Origin of the sequence: Chitinibacter sp. FCG-7 (assembly GCF_040047665.1) — a bacterium.
Taxonomy (GTDB): domain Bacteria; phylum Pseudomonadota; class Gammaproteobacteria; order Burkholderiales; family Chitinibacteraceae; genus Chitinibacter; species Chitinibacter mangrovi.
Map to the genome: position 1 here is coordinate 286,249 of NZ_CP157355.1, position 22,364 is coordinate 308,612.

Here is a 22,364-nt window from a genome sequence, read left to right on the forward strand (position 1 = left end):
AATTCAAATAAAAATGGGAATGAAGATGCCTTTCCAGAACCCTTCTGATGCAGAAATCAAAGCCATTTTGCTTTCGACCCAACGCATCGCTGTAGTTGGTCTGTCGGACAAACCCAACCGCGCCAGCCATGGCGTGAGCAAGCTGATGCAGCAATGGGGTTTTACCATCGTTCCCGTCACGCCCAAACCGCAGGAAACGATACTGGGCGAGAAAGTCTATCCCGATCTGGCGCAGGTGCCGGGCGAGTTGGATCTGGTCAATGTGTTCCGGCGCAGCGAAGAAGCGGGTGCGGTGGTTGATGCAGCCATTGCGCGTGGCGCCAAAGCGATCTGGCTGCAACTGGGCATCGTCGATGAAGCTGCGGCAGAACGCGCCGCAGCGGCCGGGATTCCCATCGTGATGGATCGTTGCTTAATGGTCGAATACGGCCGGCTTTTTGCGGATTAACTTGCCGCCCAACGGCGGCGGCGTTAGCCTTGCTGCATCCTTGGATTGTACCCACATCATGAAACTGAAATTTAGCAAAATGCACGGCCTCGGTAATGACTTTATGGTCATCGACGGCGTGCGCCAGACTGTCTCGCTCTCGGCAGATGTCATCGGCCAGCTGGGCCATCGCAATTTTGGCATTGGCTTTGACCAGCTGCTGCTGGTGGAAAAAAGCAACACGCCGGGCATTGATTTTCGCTATCGCATTTTTAATTGCGATGGCTCGGAAGTGGAGCAATGCGGCAATGGCTCGCGCTGTTTTGCGCGTTTTGTGTTCGATCAAGGCCTGAGCGACAGAAGCGAAATTGCCGTTGAAACTGCCAAAGGCGTGATTTACCCCAAGCTGGAAGCCGACGGTAATGTGACGGTGAATATGGGCGTACCGCGTTTTGCCCCGGATGAAATTCCTTTTCAGGCACCCAGCGAAGCCATTATCGACCCGCTGATCGTCGATGGTCAGGTCTATGATATTTCGGTGGTGTCGATGGGCAACCCGCATGCGGTGCAGGTGGTTCGTTCGGTCGTCACTGCCCCGGTGGCCGAACACGGCCCGCTGATTGAAAACCACCCGCGTTTTCCACAAAAGGTCAATGCGGGCTTTATGGAAATAGTGAGTCGCGATGAAATCCGCCTGCGCGTGTTCGAGCGCGCCGCCGGTGAAACGCTGGCTTGCGGTACCGGTGCTTGTGCGGCGGTGGTGGCGGGCATCCGTCGTGGCCTGCTCAATCCATCCGTACTGGTGCACACCCGCGGTGGTGATTTGCGCATTAGCTGGGCAGGCGCTGGGCAAGCAGTCATGATGACCGGGCCGGCCGTCACGGTTTTTGAAGGTAGTATCGAGATTTGAATCGGCCCTTGCCTCCGTGCGCTTCAGTGCGAGGAAGTAATCGCAGGTTAACCTGCTTCCAGAAGGAAAAAACAGATGCAAGCGAATGATGTCGTTCATTGGTTAAAGCAAAATCCGGCCTTTTTCGATGAGTTTGCCGATGATATTGCGCAGATTTTTGTGCCGCATAATCACGGTGGACACGCAGTTTCACTGGCCGAACGCCAATTGCTCACTTTGCGCGACCGCAATCGCCAGCTGGAAGCCCGCTTGGGCGAACTGCTGCAATTTGGCGTGGAAAACGACGCCATTTCTGACAAGCTGCACCAGCTCACCGTCGATTTGCTCAAGGCAAATGACCTGCCCTCGATCATTGGCACGCTGGAATATCATTTAAAAGCACGATTTGCCGTGCCTTGGATGGCGCTGCGCCTGTGGCTGCCTGCAGGGCAATGCAATCTGATGGAGTTTTCACCGGTTGGGGAAACGATTCTGAAGCTGGCAGATAATCTGGTGTCGCCTTACTGCGGCCCCTACGTCACCGATGAAGTGCTCGACTGGTTTGAAATCGGCAGCGGCGAGCTCAAATCATTCGCCCAGTTCGCACTGAAAACCGGCGATGCACCGTTTGGCATTCTGGTCATGGCTAGCCCCGATAGCGAGCGCTTCTACCCGGATATGGGAACACTGTACTTGCAACGCATGTCCGAGCTGGTGTCCGCGGCGATCCGCCGCGTCGTACCCGAGGAATGTTTGCCGGAACCTGCAGTACCAGAATCTACAGCTCCAGCACCGATAGCTACAGAATCGGCCTCTGCCGAATCGATTGCACCACAACCCGCTCCGGCACCGGAACAGATCGCGCCGGAACAGCATTAAGCCCCCCCGCTCCGCATGTCAGCCACCAAAACCAGCACTGGATCAACGCGCGCGCGCATCAAGCGCAGCGAGACAGTGCTGGAATCGCCTCCGCCAGCCGATACGCTAGCGGCCTCAACCCAGGCCGAGCTGGCGCATTTTTTCCGCTTTCAACAAGGCGAAAAGATGGCCAGCGCACATACCCTTAGCGCCTATCAGCGCGATCTGCAACTACTGGCGGGGCTGGCGCAGGCAAGGGAGTTATCCAGCCTGCAGCCGCAAGACATCCGCGCTTTTGTGCGGCAGCTGGCCAGCAAAGGACTGTCGGGGCGCTCAATTGCCCGCACCTTATCGGCCTGGCGTGTTTTCTACCGATTGATGATTCGTGATTTTCAATGGGCGATCAATCCGGTGGATGGCATCAAGGCGCCCAAAGCGGCCAAAGCGCTACCCGCAACGCTGAACGCTGACGATGCGGCCGGTTTTCTGGATAATCTGCCCGATGATGACGCACTGGCCATACGGGACAAAGCTATTTTCGAGCTGGCTTACTCATCAGGGCTGCGTGTGAGCGAGCTGGTGGGACTCAAACTGATCGAGCTCGATTTACCACAAGGTATGGCCAGCGTTACCGGCAAGGGCAATAAAACGCGGTTGGTGCCGATTGGCCGCCCGGCGCAGGAAGCTTTGCGGCACTGGCTGAGCATTCGTCCCGAATGGGCCAGAACGCAAACACCAACGGTCTTTGTGAGCCAGAAAGGCACGGCGATGACCACACGAGCCGTGCAATTGCGGCTGCGCCATTGGCAGCAGGAGCTAGAGATTCAGGAGCCGCTCTACCCGCATAAGCTGCGCCATAGCTGCGCCAGCCATTTGCTGCAATCGTCGGGTGATTTGCGTGCGGTGCAGGAGCTGCTGGGGCACGCCAGCATTGCCACCACACAGATTTACACCCATCTGGATTTTCAGCATCTGGCTCAGGTCTATGATCAGACACACCCCAGAGCTAAAAATACCTCCAGTGAGCATGACGCTGCAGCAAGCACAGAACAAGCCACAGCGGCAGATACCCCACCCAACCGTTCTACGTCAGATCGCCGGTAAATTCGAATAAATCATAGCCATTTTGCTGCTCGACCAGCTTGGCGGCACGCAACGATAATTGCTTGTCGCCGAGCAAGACCGTGTATTCACGCAGCGGTGTATAGAGGCCTTTCTGCGTTGCAATGCGCGCCAACTGCTTAAGCGCCGGGATCGCAGGCAATAGCAGCGCTGGGACAAAATCCTGCCCCTGCTGCTGGGTCGGGCGTAGCAAAATTGCCTGCGCCTTGGCGCTCATCACCTGCAAGCCCATTTCCATCGAGCCGTTCTGATGCTGGTGCAGCCAGCGAATCGAAGCCACCATCCAGTTGCTCTCTTCCGCCACCGATAGCGCGACAATTTCCCCGGCATTGGCCTGCTCTCTGGGCAGCTCGTGCGCCAGAATGCCATAACCGCCCGGGCTTTCGTTGACCACCTGCCACTGGGTCAGCAGCAAGTCGCCTTCGCTCAGCGATACTCGCTCGCTACTCGACCCCAGCAGATGGTGCCCATGATTGAGGCGAAACGCCGTGCGGCGCAGCCCTAGCGCTACGCTGATCGTCGATTGCGCCGGAATGCGCTGGTACAGGCGATGCGGAACAATGCTCCACTGCCGGATCACGCGGCGCAAAATTTCCAGCCAGATCTGCACCTTGGCCCTGTCCTTGGCCATCGGCGCTTTGGCCTCAACCGAATGCTCGGCTTTGTAGAGTTTTTTGGCCAGCTCAATGGTATCGAACAGCACGGCCTGACCGGCATAATGATCGAGTGAACGATTGCCAACAAAACATGGTGGCTTGTCCGAGTTGAGCTCGATCAGGAAAAAACCGGCGCTCGACGCCAGTTTGCTCAAAGGCTGAAAATGCGCATGCGGCGCATAGTTTTCGATAATTTCAATCACTTTATCGAGCTCTGGCCCGGCGAAACGGTGTGGGTCAGCCAGCGCCAGCAGCACCATCTGCTTGTACAGGGTGGCAATCGGGCGGCTTGATTTGTCTTTCGGATTATCGTTTTTGGGCTCGTCGAGAATTTTATTTTCGGCGCAATAACGGAAAATCTGGTGCATCTCAAACCACATCCCCTCGCCGAGCGTCTGGTACAAACGCCCCGACATCTGGTACACCCGCCAGTAGGCATACAACAAGGCTTGCAATAAAACCGGCGAGGTTTTGTTGCTGCTACTGAAAAAACCGAAGCGCTTTTCTTCGTTTTTATCGTGAATGGCAATCTTCCAGCCCACGGCTAGCTCATACCAGACATTGCGTGCCAATTGCGCGGCCGCTCTGGCCGACTCTTTCATTGGCAAACCGGGCGAGGCATAGGCCATTTCAAACGCACCGGTGAGCATTTCCAGCGAATTCTGATACTCGGTCAGCAGCAAAGCGCGCAAATCTGGCTCGACCTTAACGCGATTGAGCACAGCCAGCGCATCCAGAATCATCCGGCCCGCGTCGATGACATTGGCCGTCGGCAAAGCGATCAGCCAATCGCGGAGTTTTTTCGGATCAGTCTGCACGACGCTGCTCAGCGACGGATCAATTTCGGGAATGGTAAATTTTAAAGTCATAGCCAATTAATCACTGATCAAACTGCGATCCAGAGCGCGAAGAGCGGCATTTGCCATCATTTCGGCCTGTGCCAAATCGATAATATACGGCGGCATAAAATATACCGTATTTCCCACCGGGCGCAGCAAAACTCCTGCATTTAAAGCGTTTTGAAAGAATTTCTGTGCAAATCCAGCGGGTGCGTCAATCACATCAAAGGCCCAGATCATGCCTCGATTCCGCCAATGCCTGATGCGCGGGTGCGCCATCAGCGGGGCAAACACCTGATTCATCGCGGCCGCTTTGCTGCGGTTTTGCACGATCACGTCGTCATCGCGAAAAATCTGCAACGTGGCCAGCGCCGCTGCGCACGCCAGCGCATTGCCGGTATACGAGTGCGAATGCAAAAAAGCGCGGGCGCTGTCGTCAGCATAAAAGGCCTGATAAATGGCATCGGTACACAGCACTACCGCCAGCGGCAGATAGCCGCCGGTAATGCCTTTGGACAGGCAAATCAGATCGGGTTTGATACCTGCCTGCTCGCAGGCGAACATCGTGCCGGTCCGGCCAAAGCCCACGGCAATTTCATCAGCGATCAGCAAGACCTGATATTGATCACAGAGTATACGCGCCTGAGTCAGGTATTCCGGTGCATATATCGCCATACCCACCGCCCCCTGTACCAGTGGCTCGACAATCAGCGCGGCGATTTCATTGGCACGCGCTTGCAATACGCGCTCTAGGTCAGCCAGCGCGCGCGCCGTGTAATCGGCAGCCGATTCTCCCTCAGCAGCGAGTCGCGGGTCCGGGCTCATCACGGCAAAGTTTTCACGCACCAGCGGCGCATAGGCGGTGCGAAAAATCGGCACATCAGTCACCGACAGCGCCCCGACCGTTTCCCCGTGATAGCTGTCAGCCAGATAGACAAAGCGGTTTTTGCCTTCACGCCCCAGATTACGCCAGTAATGCGCGGCCATTTTCAAGGCGATTTCGGTTGCCGAAGCACCATCCGAGCCATAAAAAGCATGACCCAAACCTGTTAGCTCACTCAATTGCTCGGAAAGCGCCACCACCGGCTCATGCGTAAAACCGGCCAGCATGACGTGTTCGAGCGTATCCATCTGCCGACTGATCGCCGCCTTGATCCGTGGCTCGTTATGGCCAAACAGATTCACCCACCAGCTTGAAACGCCGTCGATAAAACGATGGCCATTGCAATCGGTGAGCCAGATGCCATCGGCACGTTCAATCGGTACCAGAGGCAGAGTTTCGTGACGCTTCATTTGCGTGCACGGATGCCAGACCGCCGCCATGCTGCGCGCCAGCAGAGAATGATTGGCGTTGGTACTTGAAATAGGATTTGGGATGGAATTTGAAATGGTCTTTTTCATCATCGCTATTTTCGCACAATCTGCGCCGATCTATCCGAATTAGGAATATCGGCTATAGTCAGTAGCCCGCTCAATAGTCACAATCATTGTTCAACTCAAAGCATTGCGCCATGAAAATACTCGATCTACGCAGCGACACTGTGACACAGCCCACCGAGGCCATGCGCCAGAGCATGGCGCAGGCCATTGTTGGCGACGATGTCTATGGCGATGACCCAACCGTCATTGAACTTGAGCAGACAAGCGCCAGCCGTCTGGGCAAAGAAGCCGCACTGTTTGTCCCGACGGGTACGTTTGGCAATCAGTTGGCCATTCTGACGCATTGCCAGCGCGGCGACGAAGTGATTGTGGGTGACGACAGCCATATTGTCTGGCACGAAGCTGGCGGCAGCGCCGTGATCGGTGGCGTGCAGCTGCGCACGCTGGAAAGCCACTTGGGCCAGCTTGACCCCACAGCAATCGGGCGCAAAATCCGCTACGGGATTGATATTCACGAACCTAAAACCGGCCTGATTTGCCTTGAGAATGCCCACTCCAATGGCCGCGTGATTCCGCTCTCGAATATGCAGGCCATCTGGCAGGTGGCGCAGAGCAAACGCATCCCACTCCATCTGGATGGCGCGCGCATTTTTAATGCCGCCACGCATCTGGGTGTAGATGTAAAAGAAATCACGCAATATTGCGACACGGTGATGTGCTGCCTGAGCAAAGGCCTGGCCGCGCCAGTGGGCTCGATTCTGGCCGGAAGTAAGCACTTTATCGCCCGCGCCCGCCGCCTGCGCAAAATGCTGGGCGGTGGTTTGCGCCAGGCCGGTGTGTTGGCTGCACCAGGTTTAATTGCGCTCAATGAAATGAGCCTGCGCCTGGGGCAAGATCATGCCAACGCTCAGACGCTGGCGCAGCGACTGAGCCGAATTGACGGCATCGAGATCGATCTGGTCAGCGTGCAAATCAATATAGTGTGGTTCAGATTCACCCGCGATATCAACGCTGCTGCACTCACCGCCGCCTTTGCCGCGGCACAAATCAAAGTCAACCCGCCTGAAGAGGGCTGGATGCGGCTGGTGACGCACTGGCAAATCGAACACGCAGATCTTGAACGTATTGTGGCCGTGCTGCGGCACTTCATGACAAGTAATTAGTACCTTGTTGAACGCCGATGCTTGCGAAATAATCAATTAAACAGGTACATAAAGGCATTCCGTGATTGTATTAGAAAATCTCAGCAAATCTTATCGCGTCGATGGGCGCGATATTCCTGCGCTCAAGCGAATAGACCTGCAGATCGCTGCAGGTGAAATTTTTGGTGTGATTGGCCATTCTGGTGCTGGCAAATCAACCCTGATCCGGCTGATTAATCTGCTTGAACGCCCGAGCGGTGGCCGTGTTCTGCTCGACGATATCGACCTGACCCAGCTATCAAGCGATGCGCTGCGCAAATCGCGACAGAAAATCGGCATGATTTTTCAGCACTTCAACCTGCTGATGAGCAAAACCGTCACACAGAACGTCGCCTTCCCGCTGCAAGTCGCGGGCGAGCTTGATCAGGCCGCTATCAATTCACGCGTGGCCGAATTGCTCGAACTGGTCGGCCTGTCGGATCACGCCAATAAATACCCGGCCCAATTATCCGGCGGCCAGAAGCAGCGCGTCGGCATCGCCCGCGCGCTGGCCAATAAACCCAAATTGCTGCTGTGCGACGAAGCCACCAGCGCGCTCGACCCGCAAACGACGGCGTCGGTGCTGCAGCTGCTGCTGGAAATCAATCAGCAGCTCAAGCTGACTATCGTGCTAATTACGCATGAAATGAATGTTATCCGCAGCATTTGCGACCGTGTTGCCGTGATTGATGGTGGCGAAATTGTCGAGCTTGGCCCGGTAACCAATGTGTTTTTACACCCCAAGCACCCCACCACGCGCCGCTTTGTATATGAAAGCGAGCACGTTGATGAAAGCGCCGAAGCAGACGACTTTGCCCATGTACCGGGCAAAATTGTACGGCTGACCTTCAAAGGCGAATCCACTTACCAGTCACACCTGAGCGCGCTGGCGCGCCAGCTTGCCGTGGATTTCTCAATCCTGGCTGGCCGGATCGAGCGCATCAAAACCACGCCTTGCGGCCAGCTCACGCTGGCACTGGTGGGCTCACAAGTGGATGAATTGCTGTCGCGCCTGACTGATGAAGGCATTGTGGTTGAGGAGCTACGCCAATGAGCACCATCTTGAATGATTTGATGAGCAATATTGACTGGGCCGATATTGGCCTAGCCAGCGTCGACACACTGAGTATGCTCGGCGGCTCGCTGCTGTTTACGCTGATTCTGGGCTTGCCGCTGGGCATACTGCTGTTTCTGACCGGCAAAAAACAACTGCTTGAGCAGCCCGTGGTATACGGCATTTTATCGTTGATCGTGAATGTGCTGCGCTCGGTGCCCTTTGTGATCCTGCTAATCATCATGATTCCGTTTACCGTGCTGCTCACCGGCACCTCGCTCGGCGTCGCGGGCGCGATTCCGCCGCTGGTGGTCGGCGCGACGCCCTTCTTTGCACGGCTCGTGGAAACCGCGCTACGCGAGGTTGATCGCGGCATTATCGAAGCCACGCAGGCGATGGGTGCGACCACCCGCCAGATTGTGATCAAAGCACTACTGCCCGAAGCGATGCCCGGCATCATGGCTGCAATCACCGTCACCGCGATCACGCTGGTGTCGTACGCGGCAATGTCAGGGGTGATTGGCGGCGGCGGGCTGGGCGATTTGGCGATTCGTTTCGGCTATCAGCGCTTTCAGACCGACGTCATGGTGGTCACCGTCGTGCTGCTACTGGTGCTGGTACAGGTTTTGCAGATGGTGGGCGACAGACTGGTGCAGCACTTCAGCCGCCGCTAAAGCCAGGCTGTACTTTGGGACTTAGCCACTGAGCAGCATTCTCATATAAATAGAAGCAATTGGTATTTAGTATTTAAATTACGTAGTGATACTCTGTAGTCATACACCCCTAGCGGGGTATATCCACGCAGAGCATAGCTCCAAAAGAGTACAAACACATACCCTCCCAAAAGGAATGAAACCATGAAGAAAGCCATTTCCCTGTTTGCCGCCGCCGGTGTATTGCTGAGCGCAGGCAGTTTTGCCGCAGACAAACTGAGCGTCGGTGCGACCGCGGTCCCGCACGCTGAAATTCTGGAATTCATCAAGCCTACGCTGGCCAAGCAAGGCGTTGAGCTGGATGTAAAAGTCTTTACCGACTACGTCCAACCGAACGTACAAGTGGCCGAGAAAAAGCTCGACGCCAACTTCTTCCAGCACCAGCCTTACCTGACCGAATTCAATAAAGGCAAAGGCACTACGCTGGTGAGTGTTGCCGGCGTTCACGTTGAGCCGTTTGGCGCGTATTCGAGCAAGGTGAAAAAACTGGCTGATCTGAAAGAAGGTGCAACGGTAGCGATTCCGAACGACGCAACCAACGGCGGGCGCGCACTCCTGCTGCTTGATAAAGCCGGTGTGATTACGCTGAAAAACAAAAAGAACATCCTCGCCACCAGCAAGGACATTGCTGCCAACCCGAAAAAGCTAAAATTCAAAGAGCTGGAAGCCGCCACGCTGCCACGCATTTTGAATCAGGTTGATCTGGCGTTGATCAACACCAATTACGCACTGGAAGCCAAGCTCAATCCAAGCAAGGATGCGCTGACGATTGAAGGCAAAGAATCGCCCTACGTGAATATTCTGGTCACGCGGACCGATAATAAAGACGCAGCCGCAGTGAAAAAACTGGCTGCCGCGCTTAAATCACCAGCGGTGAAGAAATTCATCGAAACCAAATACCAAGGCGCCATCGTTCCGGCGTTCTGATCGAATAAGCTAATTCGCAGTGTCAAAAAAAAGGGGCTTTTGCCCCTTTTTTCCCTTTTTCATTTACTAGACGTTCCGACTGATACAGCGCCCCTAGCGCTCCGGCTGCGAAAAAGCCTGCGGATTGACCAGTGTCCATGATTCAACCCGCGCATTGAAAAAGCCAGCTTCGGTATATGCACGGCGCAGGGTGCCATCGCGGCGCATCTGGCTAAGCCCTTTGTTCAATGCCTCAAACACTACGGCACCATGCCCCGTAGGCGAGACCAGAAAATGCCGCGATCCCGGCATCGCTACCTTCATGCCCTTAGCGGGAAAAAGACGCGCGCCTTCGACTTCAAACGACATATCGGGCGATGACTTAAATGATGCTAAGGTAAAATCACCGCGCTCGCCCTTGAGCATTTTGGCAATCATGGCAAAAGTGGGCGCGCTTTCAATTTTGCTCACGCCCAGGCTTTCCAGCGTCGCCACGTCATTTTTCCACGCCCTGTTGGTCACCGCCGTCATGCTGCGTAAGTCCTTGAGCGTCGCACTACGCAAGCCCGGATGCCCCTCGGCCATATAAAAACCCACAACGTACTCGCCATCGCGTATCAATGGCACCGACATGCGTGCCCGGGTTTGCTGCACGTCGCTGGCCCAGACCGACGTGCCGCTGGCGGTGACATTACCCGCTTCAACTTCAACCAGAATACGTGCGTAACTATCAACCGGAATCAGTCGCACCCGCTCGTCCAGCCCGCCGCGCATCAACGCCTGCTGGAACAGCACCAGCTCGACAGTGTCGCGCCGCGCCCCCACACCGCTGTACTCGCGGACATCCAGAATATCGCGGTGCCGCAGTAGTTTTTGGTAATCCAGAATCACATCCCGCGGCACGGCCAGCAGGATTTCAGCCCAGGCCAGCTGCGTCGCCAGCAGTAGCGTCAGGCAAAACATGTACTTCAATCGGGATACTCCTGTTCGCAAATGAGCGGCCTTTCAGTCCAAAAACTGCCTAAAAAAAACTAGCTTGGAGTTGCTTGCTTTGCGAAGCAGACTGAGCAGCCGACACAGTTGTAAGTATTCACCTTACGACTTTGGCGACTATACGCGAGGAATATCAATAATGAAATACTAATATTTAGCAGTCGGGATAGCACCTATAAACTTATTCGCCATGTACCGCAAACAGGCCTCGCAAGCAGCGGATAGGCCAGCCGATCACGGGGAGCTTTTGCAGCAATTCCTCGGCTGCATCCCAGTAATCACGGTGATTTAATACGCGTCCATCGTCGCCAAACACCAGATGCGAGCCGCCTTCGATCCGGTAGTTTTTGCCTTTAAGCTCAAAAGCAAACACCCAAGTCACAAAGGCTTGCTGACCTTGCACCAGCCGCTCGCCAATCATAAAGCGCGGATTGGTCGTGGTGGCAAACATATGCGCGAAAATACCCCGGATCGCCGCCTGCCCTACCACATCATTAAACGGGTCTTTAAATCGGGCCTGCGGCTGATAAAAGTCAGCGACCTGATCAAGTATTTCGGGGCAAATGCCCTCATACCAGGCGAGTAATTCGTCGATTTTAATAGGCATCATGAGAGTTTCAGATAGCGCTCAAACAGGGCGAAACGCCAACGATACGGCAAAAGCTGGATCAGTTTCATGGTTTGTGTAAAACGGCGCGGAAAATGGATTTCAAAATCGCCAGCCGCCATCCCCCGCACTATGGCCGCAGCCGCCTGTTCGGGCGTTTGCAGCGCGGGCATGGTGAAGTCATTTTTTGCCGTCAGGCTAGTTTGTACAAAGCCCGGATTGATCAGATAAACACTCAGGCCTTTCGGGTGCAGATCGCTGTATAAAATCTCAGCCAGATTAATCAGTGCTGCCTTGCTGGGGCCGTAGACGCTGGCATTGGGCAGGCCCATATACCCGGCCACGCTCGCGATCAGCCCGATGCCGCCATACCCCCGCGCCAGCATCGCGGGCAGGATGGTTTCGATGGCACGGTAAGCGCTAAGCAGATTGATATCAAGCGTTTGTCCAGCGCGGGCGGCGCTCACTTCCCAGACGCGCTCGGGGCGATAATCAGCCGCACAAAACAGCACCAGATCGGGCTCGCCCATGGTCTGGCACACGCTCTGGTAGGCCTGCGGCCATGCTGCAGGCTCGATCGCGTCAAAAGCCAAGACATGCGCCTGAGACTGCTCCTGACCGTGGGCTGTGGCCAGCTGCCGCAGCGCAGGCTCGCGCCGCGCACTGAGCGTGACCATCGCCCCCGCAGCCAGCAATTGCTGCGCCAGCGCTGCACCAATCCCGCTCGAAGCGCCAATCAGCCAGACGCGCAGCCCGCGCCAGCTGGAAATTGGCTTATTCATGGCATTGAACATGACCTAGCTCCTTTTCTTGAAGAACAGCGTCACCTGCCCCAATTCAAAGCCAAATTTGCGCATGCTGGCGCGATTGATCATCGAATGCTCATCCAGCAGGAACATCCAGTCATCAAACTGAACTTCATAAGTTTTGCCATCCACGGGCAGCAGCAACGTGTATTGCCAGTTGAGAGCATTCCCCGCCACCTTGCCCGTGGCTTCACCTTTCACATCCGCAGCCGTGCCGCGCCAGCTGCCATCGGCTTGCTGCGTCAACGTCCACACCCGCTGATCCTTACTGCCATCGTCGTAGCTGAAACGCTCGTCCAGTACCAGCTTGCCATCGCGCTGCGTGCCGGTGATCTCGACATGAAAACGCTTGACCACCTCGCCGCTGCGCTTTTGGAACATACCCCAGGCGTCGGTGGTGCCAACAAAATAACGCACCAGATCAAGCTTGGGCTCGGCCTGCTGATAATGGCTGACATCGGGCGAGGCGCAAGCGGCGAGCAGGCCACAGCTGGCGGCCAGCAAGGCGGTTTTAATCCGGTTCAGATTCATGGTGTTTGCTCCTTCAGATTATGGGTCAAGCCGCTGCGCAGCATCACCAGGGCCAGCAGTTTGAAAAGACACGGCAGCCCGGCGTATACCCATGCCAGCTCAGCACCAGCAGGCGCTCCGGGCGTATACCCCAACATCGCCAGCAGCGGCAAAGCCAGTCCGGACAAAGCCAGCGCCAGCTTGCCCAGTAATGTCCAGACACCGTAATACGTAGCGGCCGCTTGATCATCGGGGATGAGCCTAGCCAGCAGCACGGGCGGCAGCGCCAAATCCGCGCCCAGCGCCAGACCCGCAGCGATGCAGACCAGCAGATAAGCCGTGGTGTCGCCCTGCCCCAGCACGCTGGCACCGCAAAAGCTCAGAATCGCCAGCAGCATGCCCAGCCGCCATGTACACAGCACACCGCGCACCTTGGCAATCCGCACCCAGATCGGCAGCCCCAACGCAGCGGCAATAAAGTAGGCAGCCAGAAAAGCGCCCGCCCATTGCGGCGCACCGATGCGATCATTAATAAAAAACAGCGCCAGCGTGGCCGGAATCGCAACTGAAATCGCATTTAAGCTGTACGGCCATAGCAGCCGGGTAAATGCGGTGTTCTGCCGCATCAGCTGCAGCGCTTGCGACCAGCTCAGTGTCGAAGATGGTGCTTTGTGCCAGCGAGGCGCGCCGCGCAGCAAAGCAGCAAGGCTGATCGCGACCAGCAGTGCAAAAGCGAGGCTATACCAGGCAAAACCATGACTTAAATCTTCCCGTGGCGAACTCATAATCGCGCTTGGCAACACGCTGGCCGCAATTACGCCCAGCAGGCCTGCCCCCTCGCGCCAGCCTGCAGCGCCAAGCAATTGCTGCTCCTGGCCCAGCCTAGCCCCCCAGGCCAGATAGGCAATATTGAGCATACTGTGCGCCGTATAGGCCACAACCAGCATCACAGCAAGCCATAGCGTGAGATACCCCCCACTGACTTGCGGCAGCCATAATCCGGCAAAGGCCAGCACCAGCAAAAGCGCGCCGGCGATCAGCCACACATTTAGCTGCCGCCCCTGCAGGCGATCAATGCAGCGCCCCAGCCACGGGTCTTGGACGGTATCGATCAGGCGCGCCAGAAACAGCACCCAGCCGGTGCCCGCCAAAGCCAGCCCCAGATGCGTGCTGTAATACGCTGGAATCTGCACATACACCGGCAAGGCCGACATCGCCAGCGGCAGACCCAGCGCGCCATAGGCTGCCAGAGCAAAACGCGAATGGCCTGCGGCGCCTTCTGGGTGCGATGGCGGGCGCGGCGGCTGTATCGCTGGGTTTATCGCGGAACTCATCACCGGCTCCCGATCAGCTGCGCGCGCAAACCGCTGTCCTTGGTGCGCTCGTCAAACCAGATGGCAAAAAAGGCTTTGGCAAATTCGGGGTCACGAATTTCGGCCAGCAATTGACTGCGGCTATAAAAACGGCAGCCCGCATTGGGCAGATAGACGCCGATCAGCTGGTCGCCCTCCTTCACATCGGTAAATGCGCGCTGCATCTCGGCTTCCCAGCGCTTGAGTGTGGTGGCCGGATAGCGATTGCCAAACAGCCGGGTGATTTCGTCCAGACTGGTTTTTACAAACTGCTCACGGCTAATGCTGCGGTGGTAGGTCAGCTCCAGCGCAAACGGCGCTGCGGGTGCGGCTGGGTCAAAACGGCTTTGCTCGCTCCAGAGCCGGGCGGTGTAGATTTTCAGCCCGAACCAGCGCAGATCGCCACTGCCAATCGCGCGCGCCTGCGGGATTTGCTCGCGCCAGGCATTGGCATGCGCCATCTGAGCAAGGGGTATTGCCATCAAAGCTGCAATCAATATGCGCTTTAGCGCTATACCCAAGCTGGTATTAACGGCTTTTCTGTAATAGGAATTGAATAACATCAGTTCGCCCCTCATCAAAGCCTGCTTCGCAATACGTCAGGTACAGCCGCCAGATCCGCATAAACGATTCATCAAAACCCTGCTCGCGAATCGTGTTGTGCTGCGCTTCAAAATCAGCCAGCCAGCGGCGTAACGTTTCAGCGTAATCACGGCCAAAACGATATTGGTCCAACGTTTTCAAGCCTGCCCGCTCGGCCTTGCCGACAAAACGCTCGGGGCTGGGCAGCATGCCGCCGGGGAAAATATATTGCTGAATAAAGTCGGTGCTGCTGCGATAGCGCTCGAAATAGCGCTCATCAATGGTGATGGTCTGAATCAGCGCCCGTCCGCCGGGCTTGAGCCGTTCGGCCACGGTGGCAAAATATTGCGCCCAGAAGCGCTCGCCAACGGCCTCGAACATTTCAATCGACACAATCGCATCGTACTGGCCGGATAGATCGCGGTAGTCGCAGATTTCCAGATCAGCCAGGGCATTGAGCCCCTGCGCGTCGATTCGTGCTTGCGCAATCTGCAGCTGGGCTGGTGAAATCGTCACGCCGTGCACATGGATGCCTAGGCGGCTGGCGTGCTCGGCAAAACCGCCCCAGCCGCAGCCGATTTCCAGCACCCGGTGCCCGGCGCGTAAACCCAACTCGTCAATAATGCGCTGGTATTTGCGCTGCTGGGCGCTTTGCAGCGACTGGGCAAAATCGCCGGCAAAAATCGCGCTCGAATACGTCCAGCTTGGATCAAGCCACAGCCGGTAAAAATCATTACCGATGTCGTAGTGCGCGTGGATATTTTTTCGGCTGCCCTCGCGGGTATTGGGGCGCAGCAAGTGCTTGAGCCGATACCACAGCGTGGCCCATTTACCACCAAACACCATTTGCTCAAGCACCGCTTCATTACGGATGGCCAGGCGCAGCACCGAGGTCAGATCGGGGCTATCAATCCAGCCTGCGGCATAGCTTTCGGCAAAACCGATATCACCCGCCTTGATAATGCGCCCACAGGCACGCCAGTCATTAATCTGCAAGGTGGCGCTAGGAGGCTGGTGCAAATCGCCAAAGGTCATGCACTCGCCTTCCGGCGTAATCAGCTGCAAATGGCCATGGCGCAATTGGCTGAGCAATTTCAAAAATAATCTGGCCGCATTGGGCAAGCTGCGGTTGGCGCTGATAGTCAGGGTGCGGGTTTGGCTCACGATGAACGCTCCTCTAAATTGCGGTCATTGAAACTGCGATCATTGACGAAGCTGGCTTTCACGCTCAGCGGCGTTTGAAAACTGAGATTGGGCTCTGGAGCCGGGGGCTGGCGGTAAAAAGGCACTTTCTGACACCACAGTTTCAGTGCCTGCCAGTGGATTTTGGCGAAAACACCCAGCGTTAGCAGAGGCTGTGCCAGCAGTGCACGCAGCATGCTGGCATCATTTAATGGCTGTTTATACCCGCCGATGGCGGTTTTGATCAGCAAACCGGCATCATCGAAGTAGTCGATACCGACAAAAGCCGTGCTGGCCGTGTCGCGCAAACGGAATTGATAATGACCAGACACCGCGCAAAATGGCGATACATGCATCAGCTTGCGCGATAGCAAGGGGGTATCTTCATCAATCACAGCACCAGCTTGAGCTATGAGCAAATACCTATGCGTATCACCAAAGGTGTTATTCACTTCGGCCAGTACAGCGCGCAAATCGCCGTTTGCATCGTGGCAATACCAGAAACTGACCGGATTAAATACAAAACCCAGCACGCGCGGAAACGTTTGCAGCCAGACTTCACCATCGTGCGGCAGATCGTGTTCGCGCAAAACTTGCCGTATCCAGCACAGCAAATCAGAACCATCTCGCGGGCCATAATCACGGCTTTGCACACTTACCGCCCGCATGCAATCGACGCCAAACCAGCGCCCGCGCAGCTCGGAGAGCCGCGCCAGATTCAGCCGCACACAAAACACCGGATACACAAAGCGGTTGATGATAGGGCGGAGCCGGGCATGCATCACCTGACCGCGCAGCAAGTAGGCCGCGGCGGGCATCATGTCACCTTCGCCCAATCAGGCAGCAGGCCAAAATCGGCCACCACCCGCAAGGCAGATTTAAGTCCGTCTTCGTGAAAACCATAACCCGTCCAGGCGCCGGCAAACCAGACCCGATCCAGCCCCTGAATGGCAGGTAGTTGCGCTTGCGCATCAATCGCAGCTTGATCAAAGACCGGATGCTCATAATCAAACTGTGCCAGCACGGTCTGTGGTGCTGGTGGCGTAAACGGATTGAGCGTTACCACCACTGGCGTTTCAAATGGCAGATTCTGCAATTGATTGAGCAGATAACTCACGCACACCGGGCGCTCGCCCGATACGGCAGCTCCGCCCAGATAATTCCAGGCCGACCAGACTTTGCGCCGTTGCGGCAGTTGTTTGACATCGGTATGCAGCACAGCCGTATTGGGCTGATAGCGCACTGCGCCGAGCACCGCACGTTCGGCCTCGGTGGCATCGGCCAGTATGGCCAGCGATTGCGGCGCGTGCGTGGCCAATATCACTGCGTCAAACAGCTCGGCCTGTTGCACACCCTTCTGCGCAAAGTGAACCAGCACGCCCTCTGCTGTCCGCTCAATCCGGCTCACCGGGCTATTGAGGCGGATATCGCCGAGCGTGGCGGCGATTTGGCGCACGTATTCACGCCCACCGCCCTGCACGGTTTGCCATTGTGGCCTGTCATTGACCTGCAGTAGCGCGTGATTGAGGCAAAAACGCAAAAAGGTGGCGGCGGGAAAGTCCAGAATATCGTTGGGCGAGCTGGACCAGATTGCTGCAGCCATTGGCAGCAGATAGGCATCGCGAAACGCTGCGCCATACTGGCCCGATTCAAGCAATTGACCTAGCGTCGCACCGCTGTGCAAGCACTCTTGCAGGTTTTCCGGTGCGGCAGCATTAAAGCGCAGAATATCGCGCAGCATGCCGATAAAACGCGGCGAGAGCAGATTGCATCGCTGGGCAAACACCGTATCGAGATTAGTCCCAGCCCATTCCAGCCGCCCGTCATCGAGTGACACCCCAAACGACATATCGGTGGCATAGCTGCCCACGCCCAGCTCGGCCAGCAGCGCAATCAGATTGGGGTAGGTTTTTTCGTTAAACACCAGAAAGCCGGTATCAACTGGGGCTGTGCGCCCTTCCAGCGTCACCTCGACGGTATTGGTATGGCCGCCAAGATAGCTACCGGCCTCAAAAAGCACCACCTCGTGGGCTCGACTCAGGAAATACGCGCTGGCCAGCCCGGAAATGCCCGAGCCGATGACGGCGATGCGTTGTTTGGCTGCTTGGTTCATATAGACCGTTCATCCATCGTTATGGTATCAAAACGAATACACTAGTGATAACATTACTACTACTTCAATATAAAAGCTACTAGTTAGTAGCAAAATAGACCGATGAGTATACTTGGCAAGCTAAGCTTTAAAGATCAGGCATTCAAATTGCGCGAAAATGCGATTCTCGATGCGACCACCATGATCCTGAAAGACAAGGGTTTTGATTTGATGACGATGGATGATGTCGCCAGCGCCGTGGGCATCTCTAAACCTAGTCTGTACAAACACTTCAAATCCAAGGAAGACCTGGTGGGCGAAGCCATGATCAGGCTGATCGATGGTGCGGGTGACTTTCTGGATCAGCTCGATAAAGACCTCAAACCGATTGAAGTGCTCAGCGCCATGCTCGAATGGGCGCTTCGGGTCAGGCTGGAAGGCGGCATGCCGTTTTTGCCATCCACGAGCGCGCATGTGCGCGATATGCTGACGCGCAACCTCAAATACGTCGGCCGGGTACTCAAGCTCAATTACCAGCTGGAAAAACTGGTCGCCAAGGCGCAAAAAAGTGGTGATCTAGACGCCAGCCTGCCCAGCGACGTGATTTTGTTCAGCTACTATTCGCGAACCTGCGATCCGGCAGTCGAATTTTTGCAACGCTACAGCAAGCTCGATAATGAGCAGATCATCAAACATATGTTGCAGGTGTGTTTTGCTGGTCTGCACGGCGGACATCGCGATTAAGGATGTAGCGATTAAGGCATTGGTTTTCGCAGCGGCAGGACGCAGCGCGGCGATTTTGTTTTTTTGTCCGCGCATAAATGGGTTATAAAGACTTACCCCGACTCAGCTGTACCGCCATGCGCCAACGACTCACCTTTGTTTCGCTCTTTGCCGTTTTGCTGCTTTTGCTGGTACTCGACTACGGCGTGTTCAATTTCAGCCGCCGTATCGATCTATCTGCAGGCGATGTCATGCTCAAATGGCATGCGCACACCCGAGTGGCCAGCGACAATGTTCTGATCATTGATATTGACCAGAAAAGCCTGGAGGAAATGAACGAGGTCGCCGGAAAATGGCCCTGGCCGCGCTCGATTCATGCTGAGCTGATCGACTATCTGGCCGCGCAGCAGCCCAAAGCCATCGTGTTTGACATGATGTTTAACGAGCCCGATACCTTTGGCACCGAGTCGGACGATTTATTCAGGCAAACCGCAGCCCAATACAATAATTTGTATTTTGCCCATACCCTGCTTGCCGACGGCAACCGCACCCGGCTCGCTGAACTCCCCAAAAGCGTGGGCCTGATTGCCACAGCCAAGGCCAAAGCCGATGCGAGCGCGACGCTGATGCTGCCAGCCGTGCTTGATCGTTCATCCTGGCGCGGTGGCCTAATCAACTTCAGCGATGATGCCGACGGCATCGGGCGACAATACCTGATTCATGAAACCATTGACGGCTGGTTAATTCCCTCTTTGCCACAGCGGCTGGCACTTGATTTTCAGTGGCCAGCGGTCCAGCAGGATAAAATCCGGCTCAATTGGCAACATCAGCGCCTGCACATTTCATACTCCAGCCTGTACCTGGATGCCAATAGTGCCACTCCCAAGCGCTCTCCTACCGAGTTTCGCGGCAAAACGCTGATTATTGGGACTGCCGCGCCAGGCTTGCAGGATTTCCGGCCCACGCCGTTGAGCCAGACCTACCCCGGCGTTGAAATCCTTGCCACCGCAATCGACAATCTGCAGCACAATGACTGGCTGCGAGATCCGCCACGCCAACCTTTTGCCCTACTGGCTGCAATCCTGAGCGCCTTGCTGATGCTCGGTTTTAGCAAGGGCAAAAACACGCTCTGGCTGGCAGCGGCTTTGCTGAGCATCAGTGTAATCACGATTGCGATTGCCTGGTTGGGGTTGAAAAAATACTGGTTTCTGCCGCTGGCTGCGCCGCTGGCATGGGCGTGGATTTACTTCTGGCTGGCCGCATTGCTGTCTTATTTATCGGAAAAAGCCAGCCGCGAACAAGCTGTGGCGATGTTTTCGCGTTTTCTTGATTCACGCGTCGTTGGCGAGCTGATTGCCCGTGGCGAGATTGACCTGAATAAAAAAGCCGAAGCACGCGAGCTGACCGTGCTGTTTTCCGATATCCGCGGCTTTACCACTTTGTCGGAGAATCACCCACCTGAATTTATGGTTGAATTGCTTAATCGGTATTTTTCAATGCAGGTAGCGATTATTTTCAAACACGGTGGCACGCTGGACAAATTTATTGGCGACGCCATCATGGCATTCTGGGGCGCACCGGCGCATGATGAGCAACACGCCAATCATGCCGTTGCAGCCGCGCTGGAGATGGCGCAAGCGGTAGAATCATTTCGCGCGCAACTACATGAAGTACAAGTTGAATTTGAAGTCGGTATTGGCTTGCATACCGGCAAAGCCGTTGTGGGATTTATTGGCTCGGAATCAAGGCTTGATTATACGGTGATTGGTGATACCGTGAATTTAGCCTCCCGCATCGAAGGGCTTACCAAGGGAGTGGCCCGAGTTCTGATCTCGGAAAATTGCAGGGCCGCCTGCCTGCAAACCGATACGCCATTCGAGTTTATTGATCATGGCACTTATTCGGTCAAAGGGCGCGAGCAGGCCGTTGAATTGTTTGAACCAAAATACCGGGCCAATAGCCAAAATAGCCAATCGCACTGATGTATTTTAATTTTTCCGTTTGCAGGTGAATTTATGACTCGCATGTTTTACTCGCTGCTACTGCTCAGCAGCCTTGCTCTGGCCGAACCAGGCACAGTGATCCGCAAAACCGATTTGCGCGACAAACCTTTTCTCGATGCCGCCGTACTGGGCAATGTACCCAGCAACACCTTGGTTGACATCCAGTCACGTAAAGGGGCGTGGATGCAGGTGAAATTGCCGAGCGGGCAAGCGGGCTGGATTAAGCTGCTCAATGTGCGCACCAGCAGCGGCACCACGAGTTCGAGCACTGCACTGGCCAATGTGATTAAAACGGGATCATCAGGCAAAACCGTAACCACCGGCGTCAAAGGTCTTTCGGCCGAAGAAATCCAGAATGCGCGACCGAATCTGGCCGAAGTCGCCAAAATGAGCAGCTATGCAGCCAATAGCGCTGACGCGCAAAAATCAGCGCAAGCCAATCAATTAATTCCGGTGCAAGTACCCGCATTTGCCAATTCAACGCCTACATCTGCACCCAGCAACAAGCAACAACAAGAGCGGAGGCCCTAAACATGAAAAAGCAGTTCTTACTTCCGTTTGCCCTTGCAGCAGCCATCACCACAAGTCTGGCGGCACCGGCTCACGCACTGGATCTGGGCAAACTGCTCAGTGGTGACACGCTATCGAAAGGCCTTAGCGTACTGAGCAACGCTGGCGAGGCACTCAATACTTCGGTCAAAGGGCTCACGCCCGAACAGGAAGAAGTGCTTGGCCACAATGTAATGGCCAATCTGCTGGGCGCTGCGCCACTGATGAACGATGCCAAAGTTCAGCGCTATGTGAACCAGGTGGGGCTATGGGTTGCCATGCAATCCGAACAGCCACACCTGAACTGGCGTTTTGGCGTGATTGATACACCCAATATCAACAGCTTTGCCGCTGCTGGCGGGTACATCCTGATCACACGCGGGCTGTGGGATCGCATCCGCAGCGAAGCCGAACTGGCAGCCATTCTGGGGCATGAAATTACCCATGTAACGCAAAAACACCATGTTAAAGCGCTAATCAGCAGCAAAAGCCAACAGGCAGGCTCGGATCTGATCTCGATTGTCGCCGACTACAATAGCGGCAAATCGGGTGCCAAAGCCGGTGAAAAAGGTGGCAAAGCCCTGTCCGAGATTTTTGTCCGGGGGCTGGACAAAAACGACGAGTATGTTGCCGATGTCAATGGCATGGTGCTGGCTGCCCGCGCAGGCTACAACCCGTATGCGCTGGTCAGCGTGTTGCAATTGCTCGGCTCGGTCAACGCCAGCGACAGCACGGTCGCGCTGCTGTTTAGCACTCACCCGTCACCGCAAGAGCGGCTCGATAATATTGACCAGGTAGTCGGCGAAAAATTGGAAGGCTACGCCGATGCAACCGAAAACACCAAACGTTTCAATCAGGTAAAGCGATAGTCATTTTATCGCCGCACAATCAGGCCGCAATCACGATTGCGGCCTTATAATTTGCTCTTTCCTGATCGCCC

23 protein-coding genes are annotated in these 22,364 nt (G+C 55.7%); 12 read left to right on the plus strand and 11 right to left on the minus strand.

Annotated features, from left to right (window positions below):
- The first annotated feature begins 25 nt into the window (after positions 1-25).
- The 4 genes from ABHF33_RS01345 to ABHF33_RS01360 all read left to right on the plus strand — a co-directional run bounded on the left by ABHF33_RS01345 (position 26) and on the right by ABHF33_RS01360 (position 3,278).
- Positions 26-448 (plus strand): CoA-binding protein, encoded by a 423-nt coding sequence (locus tag ABHF33_RS01345; RefSeq protein WP_348945280.1) that lies wholly within the window; start codon positions 26-28, stop codon positions 446-448.
- A 58-nt stretch (positions 449-506) separates the two neighbouring features.
- Positions 507-1,337, plus strand: a complete 831-nt coding sequence (gene dapF, locus ABHF33_RS01350; protein WP_432803951.1) for a diaminopimelate epimerase — start codon at positions 507-509, stop codon at positions 1,335-1,337.
- A gap of 75 nt (positions 1,338-1,412) precedes the next feature.
- The gene (locus ABHF33_RS01355; protein ID WP_348945281.1) at positions 1,413-2,195 is read left to right on the plus strand and encodes a DUF484 family protein; all 783 of its coding nucleotides are present in this window, start codon (positions 1,413-1,415) and stop codon (positions 2,193-2,195) included.
- Between the two features lie 15 nt (positions 2,196-2,210).
- A complete protein-coding gene (locus ABHF33_RS01360; RefSeq protein ID WP_348945282.1) occupies positions 2,211-3,278 on the plus strand; it encodes a tyrosine recombinase XerC in 1,068 nt (355 codons plus the stop codon).
- On the opposite strand, the gene ABHF33_RS01365 is transcribed toward ABHF33_RS01360, so the two are convergent.
- Positions 3,259-4,821: a hypothetical protein gene (locus ABHF33_RS01365; protein WP_348945283.1), complete on the minus strand. Its 1,563-nt coding sequence runs from the start codon at positions 4,819-4,821 to the stop codon at positions 3,259-3,261. The genes ABHF33_RS01360 and ABHF33_RS01365 overlap by 20 nt on opposite strands.
- Before the next feature lie 6 nt (positions 4,822-4,827).
- The gene (locus ABHF33_RS01370) at positions 4,828-6,195 is read right to left on the minus strand and encodes an adenosylmethionine--8-amino-7-oxononanoate transaminase (RefSeq protein ID WP_348945284.1); all 1,368 of its coding nucleotides are present in this window, start codon (positions 6,193-6,195) and stop codon (positions 4,828-4,830) included.
- A gap of 107 nt (positions 6,196-6,302) precedes the next feature.
- On the opposite strand from ABHF33_RS01370, the gene ltaE reads away from it, so the two are divergent.
- The 4 genes from ltaE to ABHF33_RS01390 all read left to right on the plus strand — a co-directional run bounded on the left by ltaE (position 6,303) and on the right by ABHF33_RS01390 (position 10,046).
- Positions 6,303-7,334 (plus strand): low-specificity L-threonine aldolase, encoded by a 1,032-nt coding sequence (ltaE, locus tag ABHF33_RS01375; RefSeq protein WP_348945285.1) that lies wholly within the window; start codon positions 6,303-6,305, stop codon positions 7,332-7,334.
- Positions 7,335-7,395: 61 nt separating this feature from the next.
- The gene (locus ABHF33_RS01380; RefSeq protein WP_348945286.1) at positions 7,396-8,406 is read left to right on the plus strand and encodes a methionine ABC transporter ATP-binding protein; all 1,011 of its coding nucleotides are present in this window, start codon (positions 7,396-7,398) and stop codon (positions 8,404-8,406) included.
- Positions 8,403-9,080: a methionine ABC transporter permease gene (locus tag ABHF33_RS01385; RefSeq protein ID WP_348945287.1), complete on the plus strand. Its 678-nt coding sequence runs from the start codon at positions 8,403-8,405 to the stop codon at positions 9,078-9,080. The genes ABHF33_RS01380 and ABHF33_RS01385 overlap by 4 nt, the downstream gene beginning before the upstream one ends.
- A 183-nt stretch (positions 9,081-9,263) precedes the next feature.
- Positions 9,264-10,046 carry a MetQ/NlpA family ABC transporter substrate-binding protein gene (locus ABHF33_RS01390; RefSeq protein WP_348945288.1) on the plus strand — a complete coding sequence of 261 codons (783 nt, stop codon included), beginning with the start codon at positions 9,264-9,266 and terminating at the stop codon, positions 10,044-10,046.
- A gap of 93 nt (positions 10,047-10,139) precedes the next feature.
- Here ABHF33_RS01390 and ABHF33_RS01395 read toward each other — a convergent pair whose 3' ends face one another.
- The 9 genes from ABHF33_RS01395 to ABHF33_RS01435 form a co-directional block, all read right to left on the minus strand.
- Positions 10,140-10,997, minus strand: coding sequence for a hypothetical protein (locus ABHF33_RS01395; RefSeq protein WP_348945289.1), 858 nt, complete (start codon positions 10,995-10,997; stop codon positions 10,140-10,142).
- Between the two features lie 202 nt (positions 10,998-11,199).
- The gene (locus tag ABHF33_RS01400; protein ID WP_348945290.1) at positions 11,200-11,628 is read right to left on the minus strand and encodes a nuclear transport factor 2 family protein; all 429 of its coding nucleotides are present in this window, start codon (positions 11,626-11,628) and stop codon (positions 11,200-11,202) included.
- Positions 11,625-12,419 carry an SDR family NAD(P)-dependent oxidoreductase gene (locus ABHF33_RS01405; protein ID WP_348945291.1) on the minus strand — a complete coding sequence of 265 codons (795 nt, stop codon included), beginning with the start codon at positions 12,417-12,419 and terminating at the stop codon, positions 11,625-11,627. Before ABHF33_RS01405 ends, ABHF33_RS01400 begins: the two co-directional genes overlap by 4 nt.
- Before the next feature lie 3 nt (positions 12,420-12,422).
- Positions 12,423-12,962 (minus strand): DUF3833 domain-containing protein, encoded by a 540-nt coding sequence (locus ABHF33_RS01410; RefSeq protein WP_348945292.1) that lies wholly within the window; start codon positions 12,960-12,962, stop codon positions 12,423-12,425.
- Positions 12,959-14,275: an MFS transporter gene (locus ABHF33_RS01415; RefSeq protein ID WP_348945293.1), complete on the minus strand. Its 1,317-nt coding sequence runs from the start codon at positions 14,273-14,275 to the stop codon at positions 12,959-12,961. The genes ABHF33_RS01410 and ABHF33_RS01415 overlap by 4 nt, the downstream gene beginning before the upstream one ends.
- Positions 14,275-14,775 carry a chalcone isomerase family protein gene (locus ABHF33_RS01420; protein ID WP_348945294.1) on the minus strand — a complete coding sequence of 167 codons (501 nt, stop codon included), beginning with the start codon at positions 14,773-14,775 and terminating at the stop codon, positions 14,275-14,277. Before ABHF33_RS01420 ends, ABHF33_RS01415 begins: the two co-directional genes overlap by 1 nt.
- A 46-nt stretch (positions 14,776-14,821) precedes the next feature.
- Entirely contained in the window at positions 14,822-16,039 is a 1,218-nt protein-coding gene (locus ABHF33_RS01425) for a cyclopropane-fatty-acyl-phospholipid synthase family protein (RefSeq protein WP_348945295.1), read from the minus strand.
- Positions 16,036-16,878 carry a DUF1365 domain-containing protein gene (locus ABHF33_RS01430; RefSeq protein ID WP_348945296.1) on the minus strand — a complete coding sequence of 281 codons (843 nt, stop codon included), beginning with the start codon at positions 16,876-16,878 and terminating at the stop codon, positions 16,036-16,038. Before ABHF33_RS01430 ends, ABHF33_RS01425 begins: the two co-directional genes overlap by 4 nt.
- Entirely contained in the window at positions 16,875-18,170 is a 1,296-nt protein-coding gene (locus ABHF33_RS01435; protein WP_348945297.1) for an NAD(P)/FAD-dependent oxidoreductase, read from the minus strand. The genes ABHF33_RS01430 and ABHF33_RS01435 overlap by 4 nt, the downstream gene beginning before the upstream one ends.
- Before the next feature lie 102 nt (positions 18,171-18,272).
- Between ABHF33_RS01435 and ABHF33_RS01440 the strand changes: the two genes are divergently transcribed.
- The 4 genes from ABHF33_RS01440 to ABHF33_RS01455 all read left to right on the plus strand — a co-directional run bounded on the left by ABHF33_RS01440 (position 18,273) and on the right by ABHF33_RS01455 (position 22,293).
- Positions 18,273-18,893 carry a TetR/AcrR family transcriptional regulator gene (locus ABHF33_RS01440; RefSeq protein WP_348945298.1) on the plus strand — a complete coding sequence of 207 codons (621 nt, stop codon included), beginning with the start codon at positions 18,273-18,275 and terminating at the stop codon, positions 18,891-18,893.
- Between the two features lie 116 nt (positions 18,894-19,009).
- Positions 19,010-20,854 carry an adenylate/guanylate cyclase domain-containing protein gene (locus ABHF33_RS01445; RefSeq protein ID WP_348945299.1) on the plus strand — a complete coding sequence of 615 codons (1,845 nt, stop codon included), beginning with the start codon at positions 19,010-19,012 and terminating at the stop codon, positions 20,852-20,854.
- Positions 20,855-20,887: 33 nt separating this feature from the next.
- Entirely contained in the window at positions 20,888-21,406 is a 519-nt protein-coding gene (locus ABHF33_RS01450) for an SH3 domain-containing protein (protein ID WP_348945300.1), read from the plus strand.
- 2 nt (positions 21,407-21,408) lie between these two features.
- A complete protein-coding gene (locus ABHF33_RS01455; protein WP_348945301.1) occupies positions 21,409-22,293 on the plus strand; it encodes a M48 family metalloprotease in 885 nt (294 codons plus the stop codon).
- Positions 22,294-22,364: the final 71 nt, after the last annotated feature.

Bases quoted from the DNA above. Each gene is read 5' to 3' on its own strand.
- ABHF33_RS01345 (WP_348945280.1), top strand. From the start codon at position 26: ATGCCTTTCCAGAACCCTTCTGATGCAGAAATCAAAGCCATTTTGCTT.
- dapF (WP_432803951.1), top strand. From the start codon at position 507: ATGAAACTGAAATTTAGCAAAATGCACGGCCTCGGTAATGACTTTATG.
- ABHF33_RS01355 (WP_348945281.1), top strand. From the start codon at position 1,413: ATGCAAGCGAATGATGTCGTTCATTGGTTAAAGCAAAATCCGGCCTTT.
- ABHF33_RS01360 (WP_348945282.1), top strand. From the start codon at position 2,211: ATGTCAGCCACCAAAACCAGCACTGGATCAACGCGCGCGCGCATCAAG.
- ABHF33_RS01365 (WP_348945283.1), bottom strand. From the start codon at position 4,821: ATGACTTTAAAATTTACCATTCCCGAAATTGATCCGTCGCTGAGCAGC.
- ABHF33_RS01370 (WP_348945284.1), bottom strand. From the start codon at position 6,195: ATGATGAAAAAGACCATTTCAAATTCCATCCCAAATCCTATTTCAAGT.
- ltaE (WP_348945285.1), top strand. From the start codon at position 6,303: ATGAAAATACTCGATCTACGCAGCGACACTGTGACACAGCCCACCGAG.
- ABHF33_RS01385 (WP_348945287.1), top strand. From the start codon at position 8,403: ATGAGCACCATCTTGAATGATTTGATGAGCAATATTGACTGGGCCGAT.
- ABHF33_RS01390 (WP_348945288.1), top strand. From the start codon at position 9,264: ATGAAGAAAGCCATTTCCCTGTTTGCCGCCGCCGGTGTATTGCTGAGC.
- ABHF33_RS01400 (WP_348945290.1), bottom strand. From the start codon at position 11,628: ATGATGCCTATTAAAATCGACGAATTACTCGCCTGGTATGAGGGCATT.
- ABHF33_RS01405 (WP_348945291.1), bottom strand. From the start codon at position 12,419: ATGTTCAATGCCATGAATAAGCCAATTTCCAGCTGGCGCGGGCTGCGC.
- ABHF33_RS01410 (WP_348945292.1), bottom strand. From the start codon at position 12,962: ATGAATCTGAACCGGATTAAAACCGCCTTGCTGGCCGCCAGCTGTGGC.
- ABHF33_RS01415 (WP_348945293.1), bottom strand. From the start codon at position 14,275: ATGAGTTCCGCGATAAACCCAGCGATACAGCCGCCGCGCCCGCCATCG.
- ABHF33_RS01420 (WP_348945294.1), bottom strand. From the start codon at position 14,775: ATGGCAATACCCCTTGCTCAGATGGCGCATGCCAATGCCTGGCGCGAG.
- ABHF33_RS01430 (WP_348945296.1), bottom strand. From the start codon at position 16,878: ATGATGCCCGCCGCGGCCTACTTGCTGCGCGGTCAGGTGATGCATGCC.
- ABHF33_RS01435 (WP_348945297.1), bottom strand. From the start codon at position 18,170: ATGAACCAAGCAGCCAAACAACGCATCGCCGTCATCGGCTCGGGCATT.
- ABHF33_RS01440 (WP_348945298.1), top strand. From the start codon at position 18,273: ATGAGTATACTTGGCAAGCTAAGCTTTAAAGATCAGGCATTCAAATTG.
- ABHF33_RS01445 (WP_348945299.1), top strand. From the start codon at position 19,010: ATGCGCCAACGACTCACCTTTGTTTCGCTCTTTGCCGTTTTGCTGCTT.
- ABHF33_RS01450 (WP_348945300.1), top strand. From the start codon at position 20,888: ATGACTCGCATGTTTTACTCGCTGCTACTGCTCAGCAGCCTTGCTCTG.
- ABHF33_RS01455 (WP_348945301.1), top strand. From the start codon at position 21,409: ATGAAAAAGCAGTTCTTACTTCCGTTTGCCCTTGCAGCAGCCATCACC.